15 protein-coding genes are annotated in these 16,338 nt (G+C 56.1%); 10 read left to right on the top strand and 5 right to left on the bottom strand.

Going from position 1 to position 16,338, the window contains the following annotated elements:
• Positions 1-244: 244 nt before the first annotated feature.
• Positions 245-1,102, bottom strand: coding sequence for a ParB/RepB/Spo0J family partition protein (locus BM261_RS02235; protein WP_074894734.1), 858 nt, complete (start codon positions 1,100-1,102; stop codon positions 245-247).
• A 145-nt stretch (positions 1,103-1,247) separates the two neighbouring features.
• Here BM261_RS02235 and BM261_RS02230 point away from each other — a divergent pair, with 145 nt between their 5' ends.
• From BM261_RS02230 to BM261_RS02195, 8 genes are all read left to right on the top strand, one after another.
• Positions 1,248-1,907, top strand: coding sequence for a histidine phosphatase family protein (locus BM261_RS02230; protein ID WP_074894732.1), 660 nt, complete (start codon positions 1,248-1,250; stop codon positions 1,905-1,907).
• Positions 1,908-2,131: 224 nt separating this feature from the next.
• On the top strand, positions 2,132-2,575 hold the full coding sequence (gene hpaR, locus BM261_RS02225) for a homoprotocatechuate degradation operon regulator HpaR (protein WP_003770207.1): 444 nt from the start codon (positions 2,132-2,134) through the stop codon (positions 2,573-2,575).
• 113 nt (positions 2,576-2,688) lie between these two features.
• The gene (hpaC, locus tag BM261_RS02220; RefSeq protein WP_074894730.1) at positions 2,689-3,189 is read left to right on the top strand and encodes a 4-hydroxyphenylacetate 3-monooxygenase, reductase component; all 501 of its coding nucleotides are present in this window, start codon (positions 2,689-2,691) and stop codon (positions 3,187-3,189) included.
• 74 nt (positions 3,190-3,263) lie between these two features.
• On the top strand, positions 3,264-3,845 hold the full coding sequence (locus BM261_RS02215; RefSeq protein ID WP_070454962.1) for a beta-class carbonic anhydrase: 582 nt from the start codon (positions 3,264-3,266) through the stop codon (positions 3,843-3,845).
• Positions 3,842-4,453: a nicotinate-nucleotide adenylyltransferase gene (gene nadD, locus BM261_RS02210; RefSeq protein ID WP_074895194.1), complete on the top strand. Its 612-nt coding sequence runs from the start codon at positions 3,842-3,844 to the stop codon at positions 4,451-4,453. The genes BM261_RS02215 and nadD overlap by 4 nt, the downstream gene beginning before the upstream one ends.
• A 73-nt stretch (positions 4,454-4,526) precedes the next feature.
• On the top strand, positions 4,527-5,006 hold the full coding sequence (locus tag BM261_RS02205; protein ID WP_074894728.1) for a hypothetical protein: 480 nt from the start codon (positions 4,527-4,529) through the stop codon (positions 5,004-5,006).
• A 165-nt stretch (positions 5,007-5,171) separates the two neighbouring features.
• Positions 5,172-6,710, top strand: coding sequence for a murein biosynthesis integral membrane protein MurJ (gene murJ / locus BM261_RS02200; protein WP_074894726.1), 1,539 nt, complete (start codon positions 5,172-5,174; stop codon positions 6,708-6,710).
• Between the two features lie 191 nt (positions 6,711-6,901).
• A complete protein-coding gene (locus tag BM261_RS02195; RefSeq protein ID WP_074894724.1) occupies positions 6,902-7,249 on the top strand; it encodes a hypothetical protein in 348 nt (115 codons plus the stop codon).
• Positions 7,250-7,351: 102 nt separating this feature from the next.
• On the opposite strand, the gene cah is transcribed toward BM261_RS02195, so the two are convergent.
• The 4 genes from cah to BM261_RS02175 form a co-directional block, all read right to left on the bottom strand.
• Positions 7,352-8,110: a carbonic anhydrase gene (gene cah / locus BM261_RS02190; RefSeq protein WP_074894712.1), complete on the bottom strand. Its 759-nt coding sequence runs from the start codon at positions 8,108-8,110 to the stop codon at positions 7,352-7,354.
• Positions 8,111-8,448: 338 nt separating this feature from the next.
• A complete protein-coding gene (locus BM261_RS02185; protein ID WP_074894709.1) occupies positions 8,449-9,882 on the bottom strand; it encodes an efflux transporter outer membrane subunit in 1,434 nt (477 codons plus the stop codon).
• 67 nt (positions 9,883-9,949) lie between these two features.
• Entirely contained in the window at positions 9,950-13,117 is a 3,168-nt protein-coding gene (locus BM261_RS02180; RefSeq protein ID WP_074894707.1) for an efflux RND transporter permease subunit, read from the bottom strand.
• A 12-nt stretch (positions 13,118-13,129) separates the two neighbouring features.
• A complete protein-coding gene (locus BM261_RS02175) occupies positions 13,130-14,467 on the bottom strand; it encodes an efflux RND transporter periplasmic adaptor subunit (protein ID WP_074895192.1) in 1,338 nt (445 codons plus the stop codon).
• A gap of 185 nt (positions 14,468-14,652) precedes the next feature.
• Between BM261_RS02175 and mtrR the strand changes: the two genes are divergently transcribed.
• Both mtrR and BM261_RS02165 read left to right on the top strand, forming a co-directional pair.
• Positions 14,653-15,318, top strand: a complete 666-nt coding sequence (gene mtrR / locus BM261_RS02170) for a multidrug efflux system transcriptional repressor MtrR (RefSeq protein ID WP_074894705.1) — start codon at positions 14,653-14,655, stop codon at positions 15,316-15,318.
• Positions 15,319-15,488: 170 nt separating this feature from the next.
• Positions 15,489-16,310 carry a siderophore-interacting protein gene (locus BM261_RS02165; RefSeq protein ID WP_074894703.1) on the top strand — a complete coding sequence of 274 codons (822 nt, stop codon included), beginning with the start codon at positions 15,489-15,491 and terminating at the stop codon, positions 16,308-16,310.
• The last annotated feature ends 28 nt before the right edge of the window (positions 16,311-16,338 follow it).

Raw genomic sequence — 16,338 nt, 5'->3', positions numbered from 1 at the left:
AAACAGGTTAATTTTCGTGAAATAATTTTATAACCTGCCGATGCAACCGTTATAGAAAGTTACGTTTTCAAACTTCCCATTCGGCTTTGCGGCCATTTTTAACAGTTCTTAGCAAAATGACAAGGTGTCTGCCGCATTTAAAGATAATTCGGCCTTCATCTATGCCATTGTTTCATTTTCTGCTTTTTCGACAGGTATTTCCGGTGATTTATTGCTTCAACTCCGGCTCTAATTTGCTGCGTATTCAATCAAACGGCACACCTAACCGTTTTAACAGTGCATCTAAAGTTTCCGGATTGTCAAAATGCAGGACGATTTTACCTTTTCGACCGTTACTGCTTTTGACTTCGGCACTCACGCCCAACTCGGCCGTTAATGTTTCATTCAACCGCCGGATATCGGGATGAATGGTTTTCTCGACACTGCTTTTTTTTGCCTGTTGCGCCAACTGGCTGCGACGCTCGACTTCGCGCACCGACCAACCGTTTTTAACCGCTTTCTGAGCCAATTCCAACTGATCAACTACCGGCAGTGTCAGCAATGCGCGGGCATGCCCCATCTCCAAGTGGCGGCGGTACAGTAGCTCCTGAACCGGTTCCGGCAAGGCCAGCAGGCGGAGGGTATTGGAAATCGCACTGCGGCTTTTGCCGACGGCTTTGGCAATGGTTTCATGCGTCAGGCTGAATTCGTCGGCAAGACGTTTCAGGCCGCGTGCTTCTTCAATCGGGTTGAGGTTTTCCCGTTGCAGGTTTTCAATCAAACCCATTGCCAGCGCGGTTTCGTCGCTGATGTTTTTAACGACGACGGGAATCTCGGTCAGCCCGGCCAATTGGCTGGCACGCCAACGGCGTTCCCCGGCAATCAACTCGTATTGCGATAATCCGTGTTCGCGCACGATAACCGGCTGAATAACGCCTTGGGCTTTGATGGACTCCGCCAATTCCTGCAATGCTTCGTCATCCATCTGCACGCGCGGTTGGTAACGTCCGGGCTTGATGTCGCCTACGGCTACCGTGGTTAGTCGTTCGTCTCGGCCGTCTTCTATACTGCCGGACAAAAGGGAATCGAGGCCGCGTCCGAGGCCGCTCGGTTGTTTTGCCATAATTTTTGCTTCTTTCGGATAATACCGTCCTATTTTAATGGAAAGGCCGTCTGAAAGCAGTTTTATTTTTTCAGACGGCCTCTCTGCTGTTATGATGCCCGATCGGTTTCAAGGCTGAATAAATGTGTTCATTAAGGAAGATGCGATGCTGGAAGTTTATCTGGTAAGGCACGGCAAAACCGTTTTCAATACCATCGGCCGCCTGCAGGGATGGAGCGATTCGCCGCTGACTGACGAAGGACGGGCTGCGGCTGCGGCTTTGGGATGCAGGATAGGGAAACGGGAAATTGCGTTTGATGCCGCCTTCTCCAGCACCGCGCCCCGTGCCGCGGAAACCGCCAGCCTGATACTGCAACAGGCAGGGCAAAGCGGCTTGTCTGTCCGACAACTGCCCGATTTGCGCGAATATTGCTTCGGTGGTTTTGAAGGCGAGTTTACCCATGTGCTGCACCAAAAGCTGGCCGAACAAAACGGTTTTCCCGATGCGGCGGCTTTTCAGACAGCCTTCCGCCGTGCGGATCGGCATTTGCTGGCGGAAGCCGTCGCGGAAGCCGATCCTCTGGCTTTGGCGGAAAACGAGGAACGGTTTACTACCCGCATCAGGCGTGCCCTTGAGCAAATCGCCCAGGAAAGTGCGGACTGCCACCGCGTATTGGCAGTGTCGCACGGCATGACGATTACGGCGATTTTGAAAAGCATAGACAGCAAAGCAATTGAATACCGCAGCGTACCCAATGTTTCGGTATCGCGCCTGATTCTTTCAGACGGCCTCTGGCGCATCGGAAGCATCGGAGAAACAGAATAAACGGGCCTGAATAGAAATCCGATTACAAATGCATGTTTAGAAATTATTTTTCACCCTTTTAAAACCGTCAATAAAAGTTCCCGTTTTGCTTCCGATTGCAAAGAAAAAGTAAAAATAACGGAAAACGGTTATGCGAAGTGAATTTCTGCTTGCAGCTTTTGCTTAAAACACATACCATTTAATTCATAATAAATGACTGTTTTCCCTTTGCGAAGGAATTTTTTATGGGTATTTCTAAACACCGTTCGATCAACATCAGCCTGCTGCAGGCGCGCGATGCCCTTTCATCCTACTTTCGCCCCGTTTTGAACGAGGCGGGCATTACCGACCAACAGTGGCGCATCATCCGCCTGTTGGCGGAAAACGGCACTTTGGATTTTCAGGATTTGGCAGATCAGGCCTGCATACTGCGCCCCAGTCTGACCGGCATTTTGACACGGCTGGAAAAAGCACGCCTACTGGTGCGGATGAAACCATCCAACGACCAACGCAGGGTTTTTTTGAAGCTGACCGACGAAGGCGCGGACATGTACGAAAAAACCTGTTCGGCAATCGATGCCTGCTATGACGACATCGAAAGCAAAATGACACGCGAAAAAATGGACAAATTACTCGAGTTGCTTCATGAATTAAGTACATTGAAACAACGGGAGTCCGAAGCCGAATAAAAGGCCGGACAAAACCACACCGAAGCGGCAGTGTCGGGTAGAATACCCGCCTGCCGCGTCTTTACGTCCGGCCGCCTGAAACACCCGCAAGATACCGTAATCCGACAAAACTTATGCCGCACACCCTCCGACTCCCCTTCCGCGACGCCATGGCCGCCTGCGCCTCCGGCGTACACGTCATCACCACCGACGGCACGGCCGGACGCTACGGCATCACCATGACCGCCGTTACCGCCGTTACCGACGAACCGCCCACCGTTATGCTGTGCATCAACCGCCAATCGGCCATCGTGCCCGTTTTATTGGAAAACCGCGCCGTCTGCATCAACGTGCTCGCCGCCGGACAGCAAGACGTGGCCGAACATTTCGCCGGCATGACCAAACTCTCGCCCGAAGAACGTTTCGAATACCACATCTGGCACAGGGGGCGCAACGGCCAGCTTCAAGTAGAAGGCGCGCTGGCACACCTGCACGGCACCCTCACCACACAAAGCGAAGTCGGCACCCACTGGGTATTCATGGCGGAAATCGACGAAATCGCCGTCCACGACGGCAAAACCACCCACGACCCGGCACTGGTTTATTTCAGACGGCGTTTCAGCAGCCTGGCCTGACGGCTGTCATACCGGTATCAAAGGCCGTCTGAAAACACTCGGACAACCAAACGTACCACGACAAAGGAATACTGATGGACAATTTAAACGAAATACTCGACTACAACCGAAACTTCGTCGAGTCCGGTGAATACGCCCAATTTTTCAGCAACAAATATCCCGAACGCGGCCTCGCCATCCTTTCCTGCATGGACACCCGCCTGTCCGAACTGCTGCCGCGCGCCCTCGGGCTGAAAAACGGCGATGCCAAACTGATCAAAAACGCCGGCGCGTTAGTCAATCATCCCTGGGGCTCGGTGATGCGCAGCTTGCTGATAGCGGTATTCGAACTGCGTGTAACCGAAATCATGGTCATCGCCCACTACGACTGCGGCATGCGCGGCATGAATCCCGACGCATTTTTGAATAAAACCGGCGAATTCGGCATCCCCGAAGACCGCATCACCACCCTGCGCAACGCCGGCATCGGCCTCGACAACTGGCTGACCGGCTTTACCGACGTGGAAGACAGCGTGCGCCACACCGTCGGCATGATACGCCGCCACCCCCTGATGCCCGACTACATCCCCGTACACGGCCTCGTCATCCACCCCACCACAGGCAAGCTCGCCCTCATCGTGGACGGCAAAACCGAATGCGCGGTGAAACCGGCATGAGTACGCGCATCGGCCTTTTCGGCGGCACCTTCGACCCGATACACAAAGGGCACACCCACATCGCCCGCGCATTCGCCGACGAACTCAAACTCGACAGCGTTATCTTCCTCCCCGCGGGCGACCCCTATCACAAAGACGGCGCGCAAACCCCTGCCGAACACCGCCTAGCCATGACCGAACTGGCTGCGGCGGCCGACCCCCGCTTTGCCGTCAGCGACTGCGACATCGTGCGCGGCGGCGCCACCTACACCTTCGACACCGTACAGATTTTCCGCCAGCAATTTCCCACGGCCGAACTGTGGTGGCTGCTGGGCATGGACAGCCTGCTCAAACTGCACACCTGGAAAAAATGGCAGACACTGGTCCGCCAAACCAATATCGCCGTTGCCAACCGAAACGGCGGCAGCCTCGCACAAGCCCCGCGCGAACTGCACGGCTGGCTGGGCGAAGCACTGCAAAACGGTTCGCTGCACCCGCTCCAAGCCCCGCTGCTCGACATCAGCTCCAGCGACATCAGAGGCCGTCTGAAAAACGGCTTGGATGCGGCGGAAATGCTGGACGGAAACGTTTGGCACTATATCCGCAAACACAAACTCTACGCCGAATAAAAACAGTCGAGGCCGTCTAAAACCTGCAACGCTCGTTTCAGACGGCCTCATTTGCCGACCCTTAGTCAATCACATGGTATATCTCATCCTGTCGCCGCTGCTCAGCCTCGCGCTTCTCTCCGGAATGACCGTCTTTCTGGCCAACAAAAACGGCAACGACAAAGAACGCTATGTCATTTTGATGTGGTTGTGCTTTTTGCTTGCCCCTTCTCTTGGCGGACTGGCCGCCTTCCTGCCGCGCGCGACGTATTTCGATTTCAGCCTGTTCATCGGCATCACCATCGCATCGTGGCCTTTCGGCTGCCTTCCCGCATCCGTAACCGCCGTACTTGCCGCCGCCCTCAAACTACACCGCAATCCGCAAGGCGTTGTAACCATGACTTTTATTGGCGGCGTATGCGGCTTATTGTTCGGGATACTGAATGCCGATATTGTCGGCATTCCACTCTCGGGCACCACCCTTGCAGGCGCAATAGCGGCTTTTGCCTTCTCTTGCCTGCTGCCGAAAGAAAGGCCGTCTGAAAACGAACGCAGTGAGTTTCTGCGGAGCTAAAACGAACGTAGTGGGTTTCTGCGAAGCTAAAACGAACGCAGCGAATTTCGTTTCTAAGAAGCTCATCCGCCATGTTCGTTTTTAGACGGCCTTGGTTTATACTTCGCTCCTTTATCCGCTTTCCCGCCGGAGGCCGTCTGAAACGGCTTTTGCGGCATCCAAACCATGAACCTACTCTCCCTGCTCGGCAAAGTCGGCAGCATGACCATGCTGTCGCGCATACTCGGCTTTGTCCGCGACATGATTATTGCGCGGGTGTTCGGTGCGGGCGATGCGACCGATGCCTTTTTCACCGCCTTCAAACTGCCCAACCTGCTGCGGCGCATCTTTGCCGAAGGCGCGTTCGCCCAAGCCTTCGTGCCGATACTGGCGGAATACAAGCAAACCAAATCACCCGAAGCCACGCGCGAATTCGTCCGCCACATCGCGGGGATGCTGACCTTCGTACTCACCATCGTAACCGCAATCGGCGTGTTGGCCGCACCGTGGATTATTCACGCCACGGCGACCGGTTTTGCCAACAAGCCCGACAAACTCGCACTCTCCGCCGACCTGCTGCGGATAATGTTCCCCTATATCCTGTTGATTTCGCTATCGTCATTTGTCGGCTCGATACTCAACACCTACCACAAGTTCCAAATCCCCGCCTTCACGCCGGTGTTGCTGAACCTGTCGTTCATCGGTTTCGCCCTGTTCCTCGTGCCCTACTTCGACCCGCCGATTACCGCGCTGGCGTGGGCGGTGTTTGTCGGCGGCGTGTTGCAGCTCGTATTCCAACTGCCCTGGCTGGCCAAACAAGGGTTTCTCAACCTGCCCAAGCTGGACTTTAAAAATTCGGCGGTAAACCGCGTCATCAAACAAATGACCCCCGCCGTATTCGCCGCCAGCGTGACGCAGATTTCGCTGGTCATCAACACCATCTTCGCCTCCTACCTGCAAAGCGGCAGCATCACATGGATGTATTACGCCGACCGCATGACCGAACTGCCAACCGGCGTGCTCGGCGTCGCGCTCGGCACGATACTGCTGCCCACACTGTCGAAATACGCCGGCGGCCGCAACCCGCGCGAATTCTCCAAGCTGCTCGACTGGGGACTGCGCCTGTGCTGCCTGCTGGCCGCGCCCGCCGCGCTGGGGCTAGCGATGCTCTCCTTCCCGCTGATTGCCACCATGTTCATGAACAAGGGCTTCACCCTGCACGATGCGGTGATGACGAAAAACGCGCTGATTGCCTGCTCCTTCTGCGTGGTCGGCCAAATTATGATTAAAGTGCTCGCGCCCGCCTTCTACGCCCAACAGAACATCAAAACGCCTGTCAAAGTGGCCGTATTCTCGCTGATTGTGACCCAACTGATGAACATCGCCTTCATCGTGCCGCTGAAACACGTCGGACTGTCGCTGTCGGTCGGACTGGGCGCATGCCTGAACGCCGCGCTGCTGCTCACGCTGCTCCGACTGAAAGGCCTCTACCAACCCGACGCGGGCTGGCGGCGTTTCCTGGCCAAACTCGCCATCGCGCTGGCCGTCATGTGCTTCGGCCTGTGGGCGGCGCAATCCTTCATGCCCATGCAGTGGACGGACATCCGCGGCTGGCAGAAGGCTTTGCAACTGGGCTGGCTGGTGCTTCTGGGCATCACGCTGTACTTCACCTCGCTCGCCCTTTTGGGCTTCCGCCCGCGCGACTTCAAACGTTCGGAGGTTTAAACCGGAAGGCCGTCTGAAAATATCCCGCGCGGCGCAAACGTGTTTCAAACAAAGTAAAAAACCGTTCAGCCGCTTTCAGACGGCCTCGGAGGCACGGATAATCAGGCTTCCTCCGACTTTCAAACCTCACAGTGCCGCACAGGCGGCGATAAAAATCCCGTCCTGCGGGAGCCGTACCGAAAAGGATTTTGATGAAAACCGCCCTCCGATTTCTAACCGCCACCGCTTTGATGCTGTCGGCACAGGCCTTCGCACAAACCCCGCCTCCCGGCGTTTACATGACCATGGGTTCGCAGCTTATCGGCATCCTGACCGACGGCAGCTATTGCATGGTCGTCCAAAACGACGTCAAAAACGGCGGCTGGCAGGAAACGCCAAACGGCCTGCAACTGGACGACGGCAAAACCGTCATCGCCGACAACGGCAGCGGCGGCTACACCATCAACGGCAAACCGGCGATGCTGATGAATGGCGGCAACACCGCCGGCATGTGCGCCTCCATCAAGGAACATGCCGAAGAAAAACGGCGCGCCCGCTAATCAACCCACAAGCAAATCCTCCGGCTTTCCAATATAAAAAGGCCGTCTGAAAACCCTTTTCCGGTTTTCAGACGGCCTGTCCGATTTTGCGGCCATTACCGCTTATTCGATGACTACCCGTGCATTCAGCGGCTGTACGGGGCGGTTGTTTTCCGAACCGACGGCGCGGGTGAATTTTTCCGCTTGCGCCTGGTCGATGTGGTCATAAGTTTTCAACACCAACCATGATACGCCCTCTGTGCACGGAGGCGTGGTCAGCGAACCGGCAAAGCGGTAGTATTTCAACCGTTTCGGCAGCAGGGTGGATGCGTCGAACGGTTGGTCGAGCTTCACTTTTCCTGCGGTCATCGGCATGACGTTCCAGATGGAAGACAGGCGGTCGTTGGTTTTGCCGGCCTCATACAGCACGGCCAATACCAAAGGCTGTTTGTTTTCGTCTAAGTGGACGAAGTGGGCTTCCATCGGGAAAGTGCGGCCTTTGATTTGGTTTTCGCTCGGCACGTGGAAGTGGAACTGTTTCAGGGTGTAGGTACGGCCGTTCACAGTCAGGGTGTTGCCGCCTTCGGGATAATTGACTTGGATGGTGTGGCCGTTGTTTTCCACGTCAACCGTACTCGGTTTGTAATTGACTTTTATGGCGGGCAGTTTGCCGGAAACGGTTTCGGTAATGTTTACCGGAGATTGGCTTTTCCCGGTCGAGCACAAACGGAATTCTTCAGACAGATTGCCCCAACTTTCGGGAGAATCGTGTCCGGTATAGCCCCAATGGGTGTGATTGCCGTGTGCGGCAGCGGAGAAAGCGGTACAGGCCGACAGGAGGATGGCGGTCAGACGCGGTAAATTACGGGGGAAGCAAGGCATTGCAATATCCTTTCTGTTAAGGAGTGAAAAAAGCGTTGCGGTGCGTATGTAAATATTTTTATTTTTTATTGGAAGATAGCTATATTAAACGGTTCGGTCAAGTTTCCCCATCCTTCAAACCATTAGTGTAATGAAGTTAAAGCGGATTCATTTCTCCGCCGACCCCTACTTCCTTTATCTCGATTTAACACACCTGCCGCAATCCCCCTCCTGCTGCTAAACAAATATAAAAAGGCCGTCTGAAAAACAGTTTTGCCGTTTGGCAAAACTGTTTTTCAGACGGCCCAATCATAACGGGAGCCTTGCTCTGGCTTTGCGGCAACCGCGTTTCAGACGGCCTATTTCGCCGCGTCCCCCGTATCGTTGCCGAAGCGTTTCAAACCGCCGCCGAGTGCTTTGTAGAGGTCAGCCATGTTTTCCAGCCGCGTCAGGCTGCTGGCTAGCAGCGCGCTGTCGGCGGCATAGCTGCTGCGTTCGGCATCGAGCAGGTCGAGCGCGCTGGAAACGCCGTGCTTGTAGCGCAGTTGAACCAGGCGCAGTTGGTCGGCGTAAGCCTTGCTCTGTTTGGCTTTGGCCGCATGGGCTTTTTCCAACTGTTCGCGCGCCACCAATGCGTCGGCCACGTCTCTGAACGCACTTTGTACCGCCGCTTCATAGTTCACAACCTGAATCTGCTGACGGATTTTCGCCGCATCAAGGCTGGCTTTCAACGCGCCCCAAGTGAAAATCGGAACGTTGATTGAAGGTGCGAACGCCCAAGTGCCGTTTCCGGATTTGAAGAGATTATTCAATTCGTTGGAAGCCGATCCGACGCTGCCTGTGAGGGTGATGCTGGGGAAGAATGCGGCGCGGGCGGCACCGATATTGGCATTGGCCTGTTTCAGTGAGTGTTCGGCGGCACGGATGTCGGGGCGGTTGAGCAACACGTCGGATGTCAGGCCTGCGGGCAGGCGGCTGACTTTAAACTGACGCGACAGCGGCAATCCTGCCGGCAAATCGTCCGGAAGAGGTTGGTTGATCAGCACGGACAAGGCGTTGCGCGCCTGCTCGCGGTTTTTCACGGCCGTTTCGTAATCGGCCTGTGCGGAGGCAATCAAGGCTTCCTGTTGGCGCAAATCAACGGCGGAAATCACGCCCGCTTTGTGTTTCAACTGGCTCAGGCGGTAGGTTTGCTCGCGGGTTTTCAAAACGTTTTGCGCCAGTTTCATTGCTTCTTCGGCGTAGCGTTCGTTGAAATAGGCTTTGGCCACGGAAGCGACAATGGTCAGGTGGACGGCATCGCGGGCGGCGGTGCTGTTGAAGTAGCTTTCCAACGCGGCACGGTTGTTGCTGCGCGCTTTGCCGAAGAGGTCGAGTTCGTATGCCGATACGCCGAGGCCGACGCTGTACGATTCGGTGATGGCGGCACGGCCTCCCGCAAGGTCGGCTGCGGTACGCTGGCGCGCCCCGTTGCCGTTAGCCGCCAGCGTCGGAAAGAGGTTGGCGCGCGTGATGCGGTATTGCTCGCGCAGCGCTTCGGCGTTGAGCGCGGCGGTACGCAGGTCGGTATTGCGTTCCAGCGCGATTTCAATCAGGCGGTGCAGGCGCGGGTCGGCAAAATAATCCTGCCAGCCCAATGAGGCCGCCTGAATGCTGTTTTGCGCCTTATCGTATTTGAACGTTTCCGACACCGCAACCTGCGGCTGTTCGTATTTCGGAATCATGGTGCAGCCGGACAATGCGGCGGCAACGGCGGCCGCACTCAAAAGGGGTTTGAAAAAATTTTGTTTCATGTTTGGTCCTTGTTGTTTTTCAGACGGCCTCCCTATGCGTTCGGAGGCCGTCTGAAAAGCCGGTGGTTTATTCGCCGTGCATCGGCAGGGCAGGTTGTTGCGGCTGCTTGCCTTTGAACAGCTTGCGTATTACCACATAGAACAGCGGCACGAGGAAGACCGACAGGATGGTGCCGACCAACATGCCCGACAATACGGAAGTACCGATGGCGCGCTGGCTGGCCGAGCTTGCGCCCGAAGCGAAGAACAGCGGTACCACGCCCAAAATAAAGGCGAAGGAAGTCATGATAATCGGACGGAAACGCAGATGCGCCGCCTGAAGTGCCGATTTCACCGCATCCATGCCCTGCTCTTGCAGGTCTTTGGCAAATTCGATAATCAGAATGGCGTTTTTCGCACTCAAACCAATCACGGTAATCAGGCCGACTCGGAAATAGATATCGTCCAAATATTGCGGCGGCACGCCGAACAGGGCGAGGAAGCCGTTGCGGCCTGTGATGCCCAGCACCACGCCGAGGAAGCCCAGCGGCACGACCAAAATCACGGAGAGCGGAATCGACCAGCTTTCATACAGTGCGGCCAACACGAGGAAGACGGCCAAAATCGCCAAGCCGTAAACCAAATAGGTTTGGGAGTTGCCTTTGGCTTCTTCGCGCGACTGACCGGCCCATTCCAGGCTGTAGCCGCCCTCAAGTTCATCTACCAATCTCTTCACTTCATCCATTGCCTGCCCTGTGGAGTAGCCGCTGGCAGCCACACCTTCCAGCTTCATGGACGGATAACCGTTGAAGCGCACGCTCTGCTCCATGCCGTTTTCCCATTTCGCGGTAGCAATGGTGGACAGCGGCACGGCAACGCCTGATTTGTTCGGCACGGTCAGCGCGAGGATGTCTTCCGGCTGCATACGCGACTGCGCGTCGGCTTGGACGATTACGCGCTGCAGGCGGCCGTTGTTCGGGAAGTCGTTGATATACGAAGAACTCAATGCCGTTCCCAAAACGCTGCGTATGGACGAAAAATCAATACCTTGGGCCGCTGCAGCCTGACGGTCGATTTCCAGCTTGAGCTGCGGTGCGTCTTCCAAGCCGGAGGCGCGGATGTTTGTACTGTCGAATATCGGATTTTGGCGCATTTTGGCGATCAGTTCGTTGCGCTTGTCCAGCAACGCGGCATGGCCGCTGTTGTTGCGGTCTTGCAAATAGAATTCAAAACCCGAACTTGTGCCCAATTCCATAATGGCGGGCGGATTGATGACAATACCGAAACCGTCCTTCACATTCTGCATCAGCGCACCGGTGAGTTTGCCGGTAACGGCAGCCGCGCTGCTGGCAGGACTTGTCCGTTCAGACCAGTCTTTCAGCGTAATGAAGCCAAAGCCCATGTTCTGACCCGAACCGGCAAAGCTGAAGCCGGACACACCGAGGAAGCTTTCCACTTCCGGCATTTTGGTGATGACTTCGTTAGCAGTAGCCAAAGTCGCATCGGTACGCTCTTTGGTCGCGCCGGCCGGAAGCTGAACCATCATCATCAGGCTGCCTTGGTCTTCTTTCGGCAGGAAGGAGTTTGGTATGTTTTTGTACAGCAGAACGGCCACGACGCCCAATGCCACATACACCACCAGCATCGGCACTGTGTGCTTCAACACTTTGGCCACGACGCTTTCGTATTTGTGCGTGCCTTTGCTGAACGTGCGGTTAAACCAGCCGAAGAAGCCTTTTTTCTCTTCGTGATGTCCTTTCGGAATCGGTTTGAGCAGGGTGGCGCACAAGGCGGGGGTCAGCGACAGGGCAAAGAAAGCCGAGAAAGCAATCGCTATCGCCATGGTGGCGGCGAACTGTGTGAAAATCTTACCGCTCGCGCCTGAAAGGAACAGCAGCGGCACAAACACGGAAATCAACACTGCGGTAATACCGATAACCGCACCAGAAATCTGCGACATGGCTTTTTTCGTTGCCTCTTTCGGCGGCAGCCCTTCCTCGGTCATAATCCTTTCCACGTTTTCCACCACCACAATCGCATCGTCCACGACGATACCGATCACCAGCACCATGGCGAACATGGTCAGCACGTTAATCGACATACCGAGATATTGCAGACAGGCAAACGCACCCAGCAGCGAAATCGGTACGACAATGGTCGGTATCAGGGTATAGCGGATGTTTTGCAGGAAGAGGAACATCACGACAAACACCAGCAAAATTGCCTCGGCCAGCGTCTGCACCACTTTTTTAATCGAGATGGAAACGAATTTCGAAGTATCGTAAGGTGCATCCCACTTCATGTCGCCGGGGAAGAATTTCTGCAATTCGTCCATCCGTTCGCGCACGGCGGCGGCGGTAGCCATCGCGTTACCCTTGTTGGACAGCATGACGGCCATAGCGACGGCCGGCTTGCCGTTCAATCGGGTGGAAGTGGAATATTCCTGGCTGCCCAACTCGACACGCGCCACGTCTTTCAGATAGACGTTGGAACCGTCAGTGTTTGCACGGACGATGATGTTGCCGAATTCTTCGGCTGTTTTCAGCTGGCCTTCCGCCGTGATGGTGGCGGTAATGGCCTGTCCGCTCACATTCGGCAGGGCACCGAGCGAACCGGCAGAGATTTGGGCGTTTTGCGTAGAGATGGCAGACGAAACCTCGGCCATGGAGAGGTTGTAGTTCTGCAGCTTTTTCGGATCCACCCAAACCCGCATCGCACGTTGCGAACCGAACAGGCGGGCTTCGCCGACACCGTCGATACGTTGAATTTCGGGCTTGATATTACGCTCCACATAGTCGGCGATTTCTTCCGTTCCGATGGTATCGGACGACATCATCAAAACCATCAGGAAGTTGGAGCGGGATTTGGATACGGTTACACCGTTTTGCTGCACGGTAGCGGGCAGCATCGCGGTTACTTCCGACAGTTTATTCTGCACCTCGACTTGGGCAAAACTCTCGTCGGTTTCCGGCGTAAAGGTCAGACTGACCGTGCCGCCGCCGCTGGATGTGGCGTTGGTGGTCATGTAGTCCAAACCTTCGACGCCGTTCATGTTCCGTTCGATGACGGCCAGCACGCTGTCTTCCATCACTTGTGCCGACGCGCCGGGATAAACGGCAGTCAGCGTGATGGTGGGCGCGCCCACCGACGGATATTGCGACACCGGCAGCGAACGGATGCCGATTACGCCCGCCAGTATGACGAATATCGCGATTACCCACGCGAAAATGGGGCGGTCGATAAAAAACTTAGCCATATTCGCTGTTCCTTATTTGGATTTGGCTTCGGAAGCGGATTTGGCTTCGGGTTTGACCTCTGAGGCCGTCTGAACGTCGGTTTTCGGTTCGGAGGCGGCAGATTGGGGGGCGGAAGCGGCGGCAGACTGAGCCTCGGCGGGGGTAGTGGCGGCTTCGGCAGGCGGCGTCCATTCTTTCGTCGTAACGGTTTTCACGCCGGTTCTCGCGCTCATCATGCCGGCAATGGTGGTACCGGCGACAACAACCTTGTCTCCCGCATTCAGGCCGGAAGTAATCACCCAATTATTGCCCTGCTGCGCCGCCACGGTTACCGGGCGCGGTTCCATTTCGTTTTTCGCGTTTACCACAAGTACGGTGTCCTGCTGTCCGCGCGTTACCGCCTGCTGCGGCACGACATAGGCGTTCGGCACGACGGACTGCGACATCACAGCGCGGACGTAAAGGTTAGGCATTAAGACGTTTTGTGGATTGGGCACGACCACGCGCAGTTTCACCTGCCCCGTGGTTTCGTTAACAGTAGTGTCGGCAAACATCAAAAAGCCTTTTTGCGGATAAACCGTGCCGTCTTCCAGTTTGATGTCCACTTCGATACGGCCGTCGACGGCTTTCAGACGGCCGTCTGCAAACTGCTGGCGCAGCTTCATGATTTCGGTGGCCGATTGGGTTACATTGGCATACATCGGATCGGTTTGCTTGATATTGGCCATTGCCGTCGTACTGTTCGCACTGACCAATGCGCCTTCGGAAACATTAGACTGGCCGATAAAGCCGGAAATCGGCGCGGTGATGCGGGAATAATTCACATTGATTTGTGCCGACTTGATGGCCGCCCTGGCTGCTTTCACACCGGCTTCGGCAGAACGTTTTCCGGTAACGGCGGCATCATATTCCTGCTTGCTGATGGCATCGGCTTCTACCAGCGGGCGGTAGCGCGCCAGGTCGGCATTGGCCTTGGCCAGCGTTGCTTCGGCCGAAGCCAGTTGGGCGCGCGCGCTTTCCAACGAGGCGACATAAGTCGCGTCTTCCAGCTGATACAGCGGCTGGCCTTCGCGCACATAGCTGCCCTCTTCAAACAGGCGGCGTTTGACGATACCGCCCACCTGCGGGCGCACGTCGGCGGAACGCACGGCCTCCAGACGGCCGGGCAGTTCGACGCTCAAGGCCACATCCTGCGGTTCTACGGTAACCACTTCGACCACAGGCGAGGGAGCCTGCTTTTGTTGCGCGCCGCCCTGTTTTTGCCCCGCAGCCGCCTGACCGCCGTCTTTGCCGCCGCAGGCGGCCAAAGCCAAAGCGGTGGCGGCAGCCAAAACAGCCAGCCTTGCCGTGTGCGCGGAAAATTTCTGCATCATATCGTTTCCTGTATAAATTCTGTTCAAACCTGCACCAAATCAGGCCGTCTGAATGTTCAGACGGCCTAATCCGCTCTTTTTTATGATAACTTGAAAGCTGCGCATTATACATACAATGTTGAATGTAAGTAAATTGAATCTTATAATGCGCGGAATTTTTTACTTATCCTGTTTCACAAACCATGAGAAAAACCAAGGCCGAAGCCCAAAAAACCCGCGAGCAGCTGTTGCAGTCCGCCCTCGACACCTTTTTCCTCCATGGCGTGGCGAAAACCCCGCTTCAAGCCATCGCCCGCAACGCAGGCGTAACGCGCGGCGCGCTTTATTGGCATTTCAAAAACAAGGAAGAACTGTTTGAAGAACTGTTCCGGCAGACTTTCGAGAACTTCAGCACCACCTTTTCAGACGGTCTCAAGAAAGCCGACAAACAAGGCCTGAGGCAACTGCTGAACAGCATCTTCGTCCACATCAAGCACGACGAGCTGCACTACAAACTCTTCGTCATCACCCATTTGAAATGCGAATATACGGAAGAAAACAAAGCCATCATGGCCGTGCAAAAAAAATACATTGCCCTGTGGGAAGAGCAGCTGCGCGAAATCGTCCTCCGCTGCACCGCCCGCAACGAACTGCCCGGCGACCTCCACATCGACCTGGCCATCACCTACCTGCGCGCCACCATCTGCGGCCTGATGGAAATGTGGCTGCACGAAGACGACCTGGATTTGGAAGCCGTCGTCCCGCCGATTATCGACACCGCCATCTACACCCTGCAACACAGCCCGACCCTGCGCCTGCCCAAGCCGAACAGCGCGAAGCACGCCGAAAAAACCGCAGAGGCCGTCTGAAAGGCCGTCTGAAACACAGGTTCAACGGAATGAAAACAAACGCCGTAGGTCTGCACGCAGCCAAACCGAGGTTTCCATTAGGAAGCAGACCCCGCAACCGACTCAAGCCAAATCCCTTTCCCCGCTGAAACACCCTCCCTCAAACCGTAACCCGAAACGAGGACAAACTGATGAACCGACCCGACAGACCCCGCCTGATTCAAGTGCAAAGCCGCAGGATGCTGGGTAAAAACATGTGCCGCATCACCTTTTCCGGCCCCGAACTGGCCGACTACCCATGCGAAAGCAACGGCGTACCGTTCAAACTGCTGCTGCCCCGAAGCGGGCAGGCCGAGCCGCAAATGCCCGAAGGCTTCGAAAACGGCCGTCCGAAATGGCGCGACCCGTCGGCCAAACCTTACAGCCGCACCTACACAGTCCGCCGCTTCGATGCCGGCAAATGCCTGCTGGAAGTCGATTTCGTCCTCCACGGCGACAACGGCCCGGCCGCCGCCTTCGCCGCCCGCGCCCTGCCCGGCCAAACCGTCGGCATCACCGCCCCCAAACGCGGCAGCATCCTGAAACCGGCTGCCTACTACCTACTGGCAGGCGACCTGACCGCCCTGCCCGCCATCGCCGCCATGCTCGAACAAATGCCGTCTGAAGCACGCGGGCAGGTATTCCTGCTGCTGCCCGACCCCGCCGACCTGCCGGACGACTTCCGACACCCGCCCGGCATCACCGTCCGCACCTTTATCGGCGGAGCCGAGCAAAATGCCGCTATTGTCGAAACTGTCGGACAAGCCGAACCGGAAAATGCCGACTGCTACGTCTGGTTTGCCGCCGAAGCCGAACTGGTGACCGCGCTGCGCCCCATCGCCCGCCAAACTTGGAAACTGCCGCCCGCCCGCTGCTACGCCGTCCCCTATTGGCGGCAGGGCGAGGCCGAAGAAGCCTACCACCAAAAACGGCACGCCTTCGTCGACGGCGATGCGGAAAACCCGCAGCAATAGCCTTTTCCCGCACAAACCCCTATCATAA

Origin of the sequence: Neisseria elongata subsp. elongata, assembly GCF_900113545.1 — a bacterium.
GTDB lineage: Bacteria > Pseudomonadota > Gammaproteobacteria > Burkholderiales > Neisseriaceae > Neisseria > Neisseria elongata.
The sequence above is the reverse complement of the archived record's forward strand: the minus strand, read 5'-3'. Positions and strand labels throughout refer to the sequence as shown.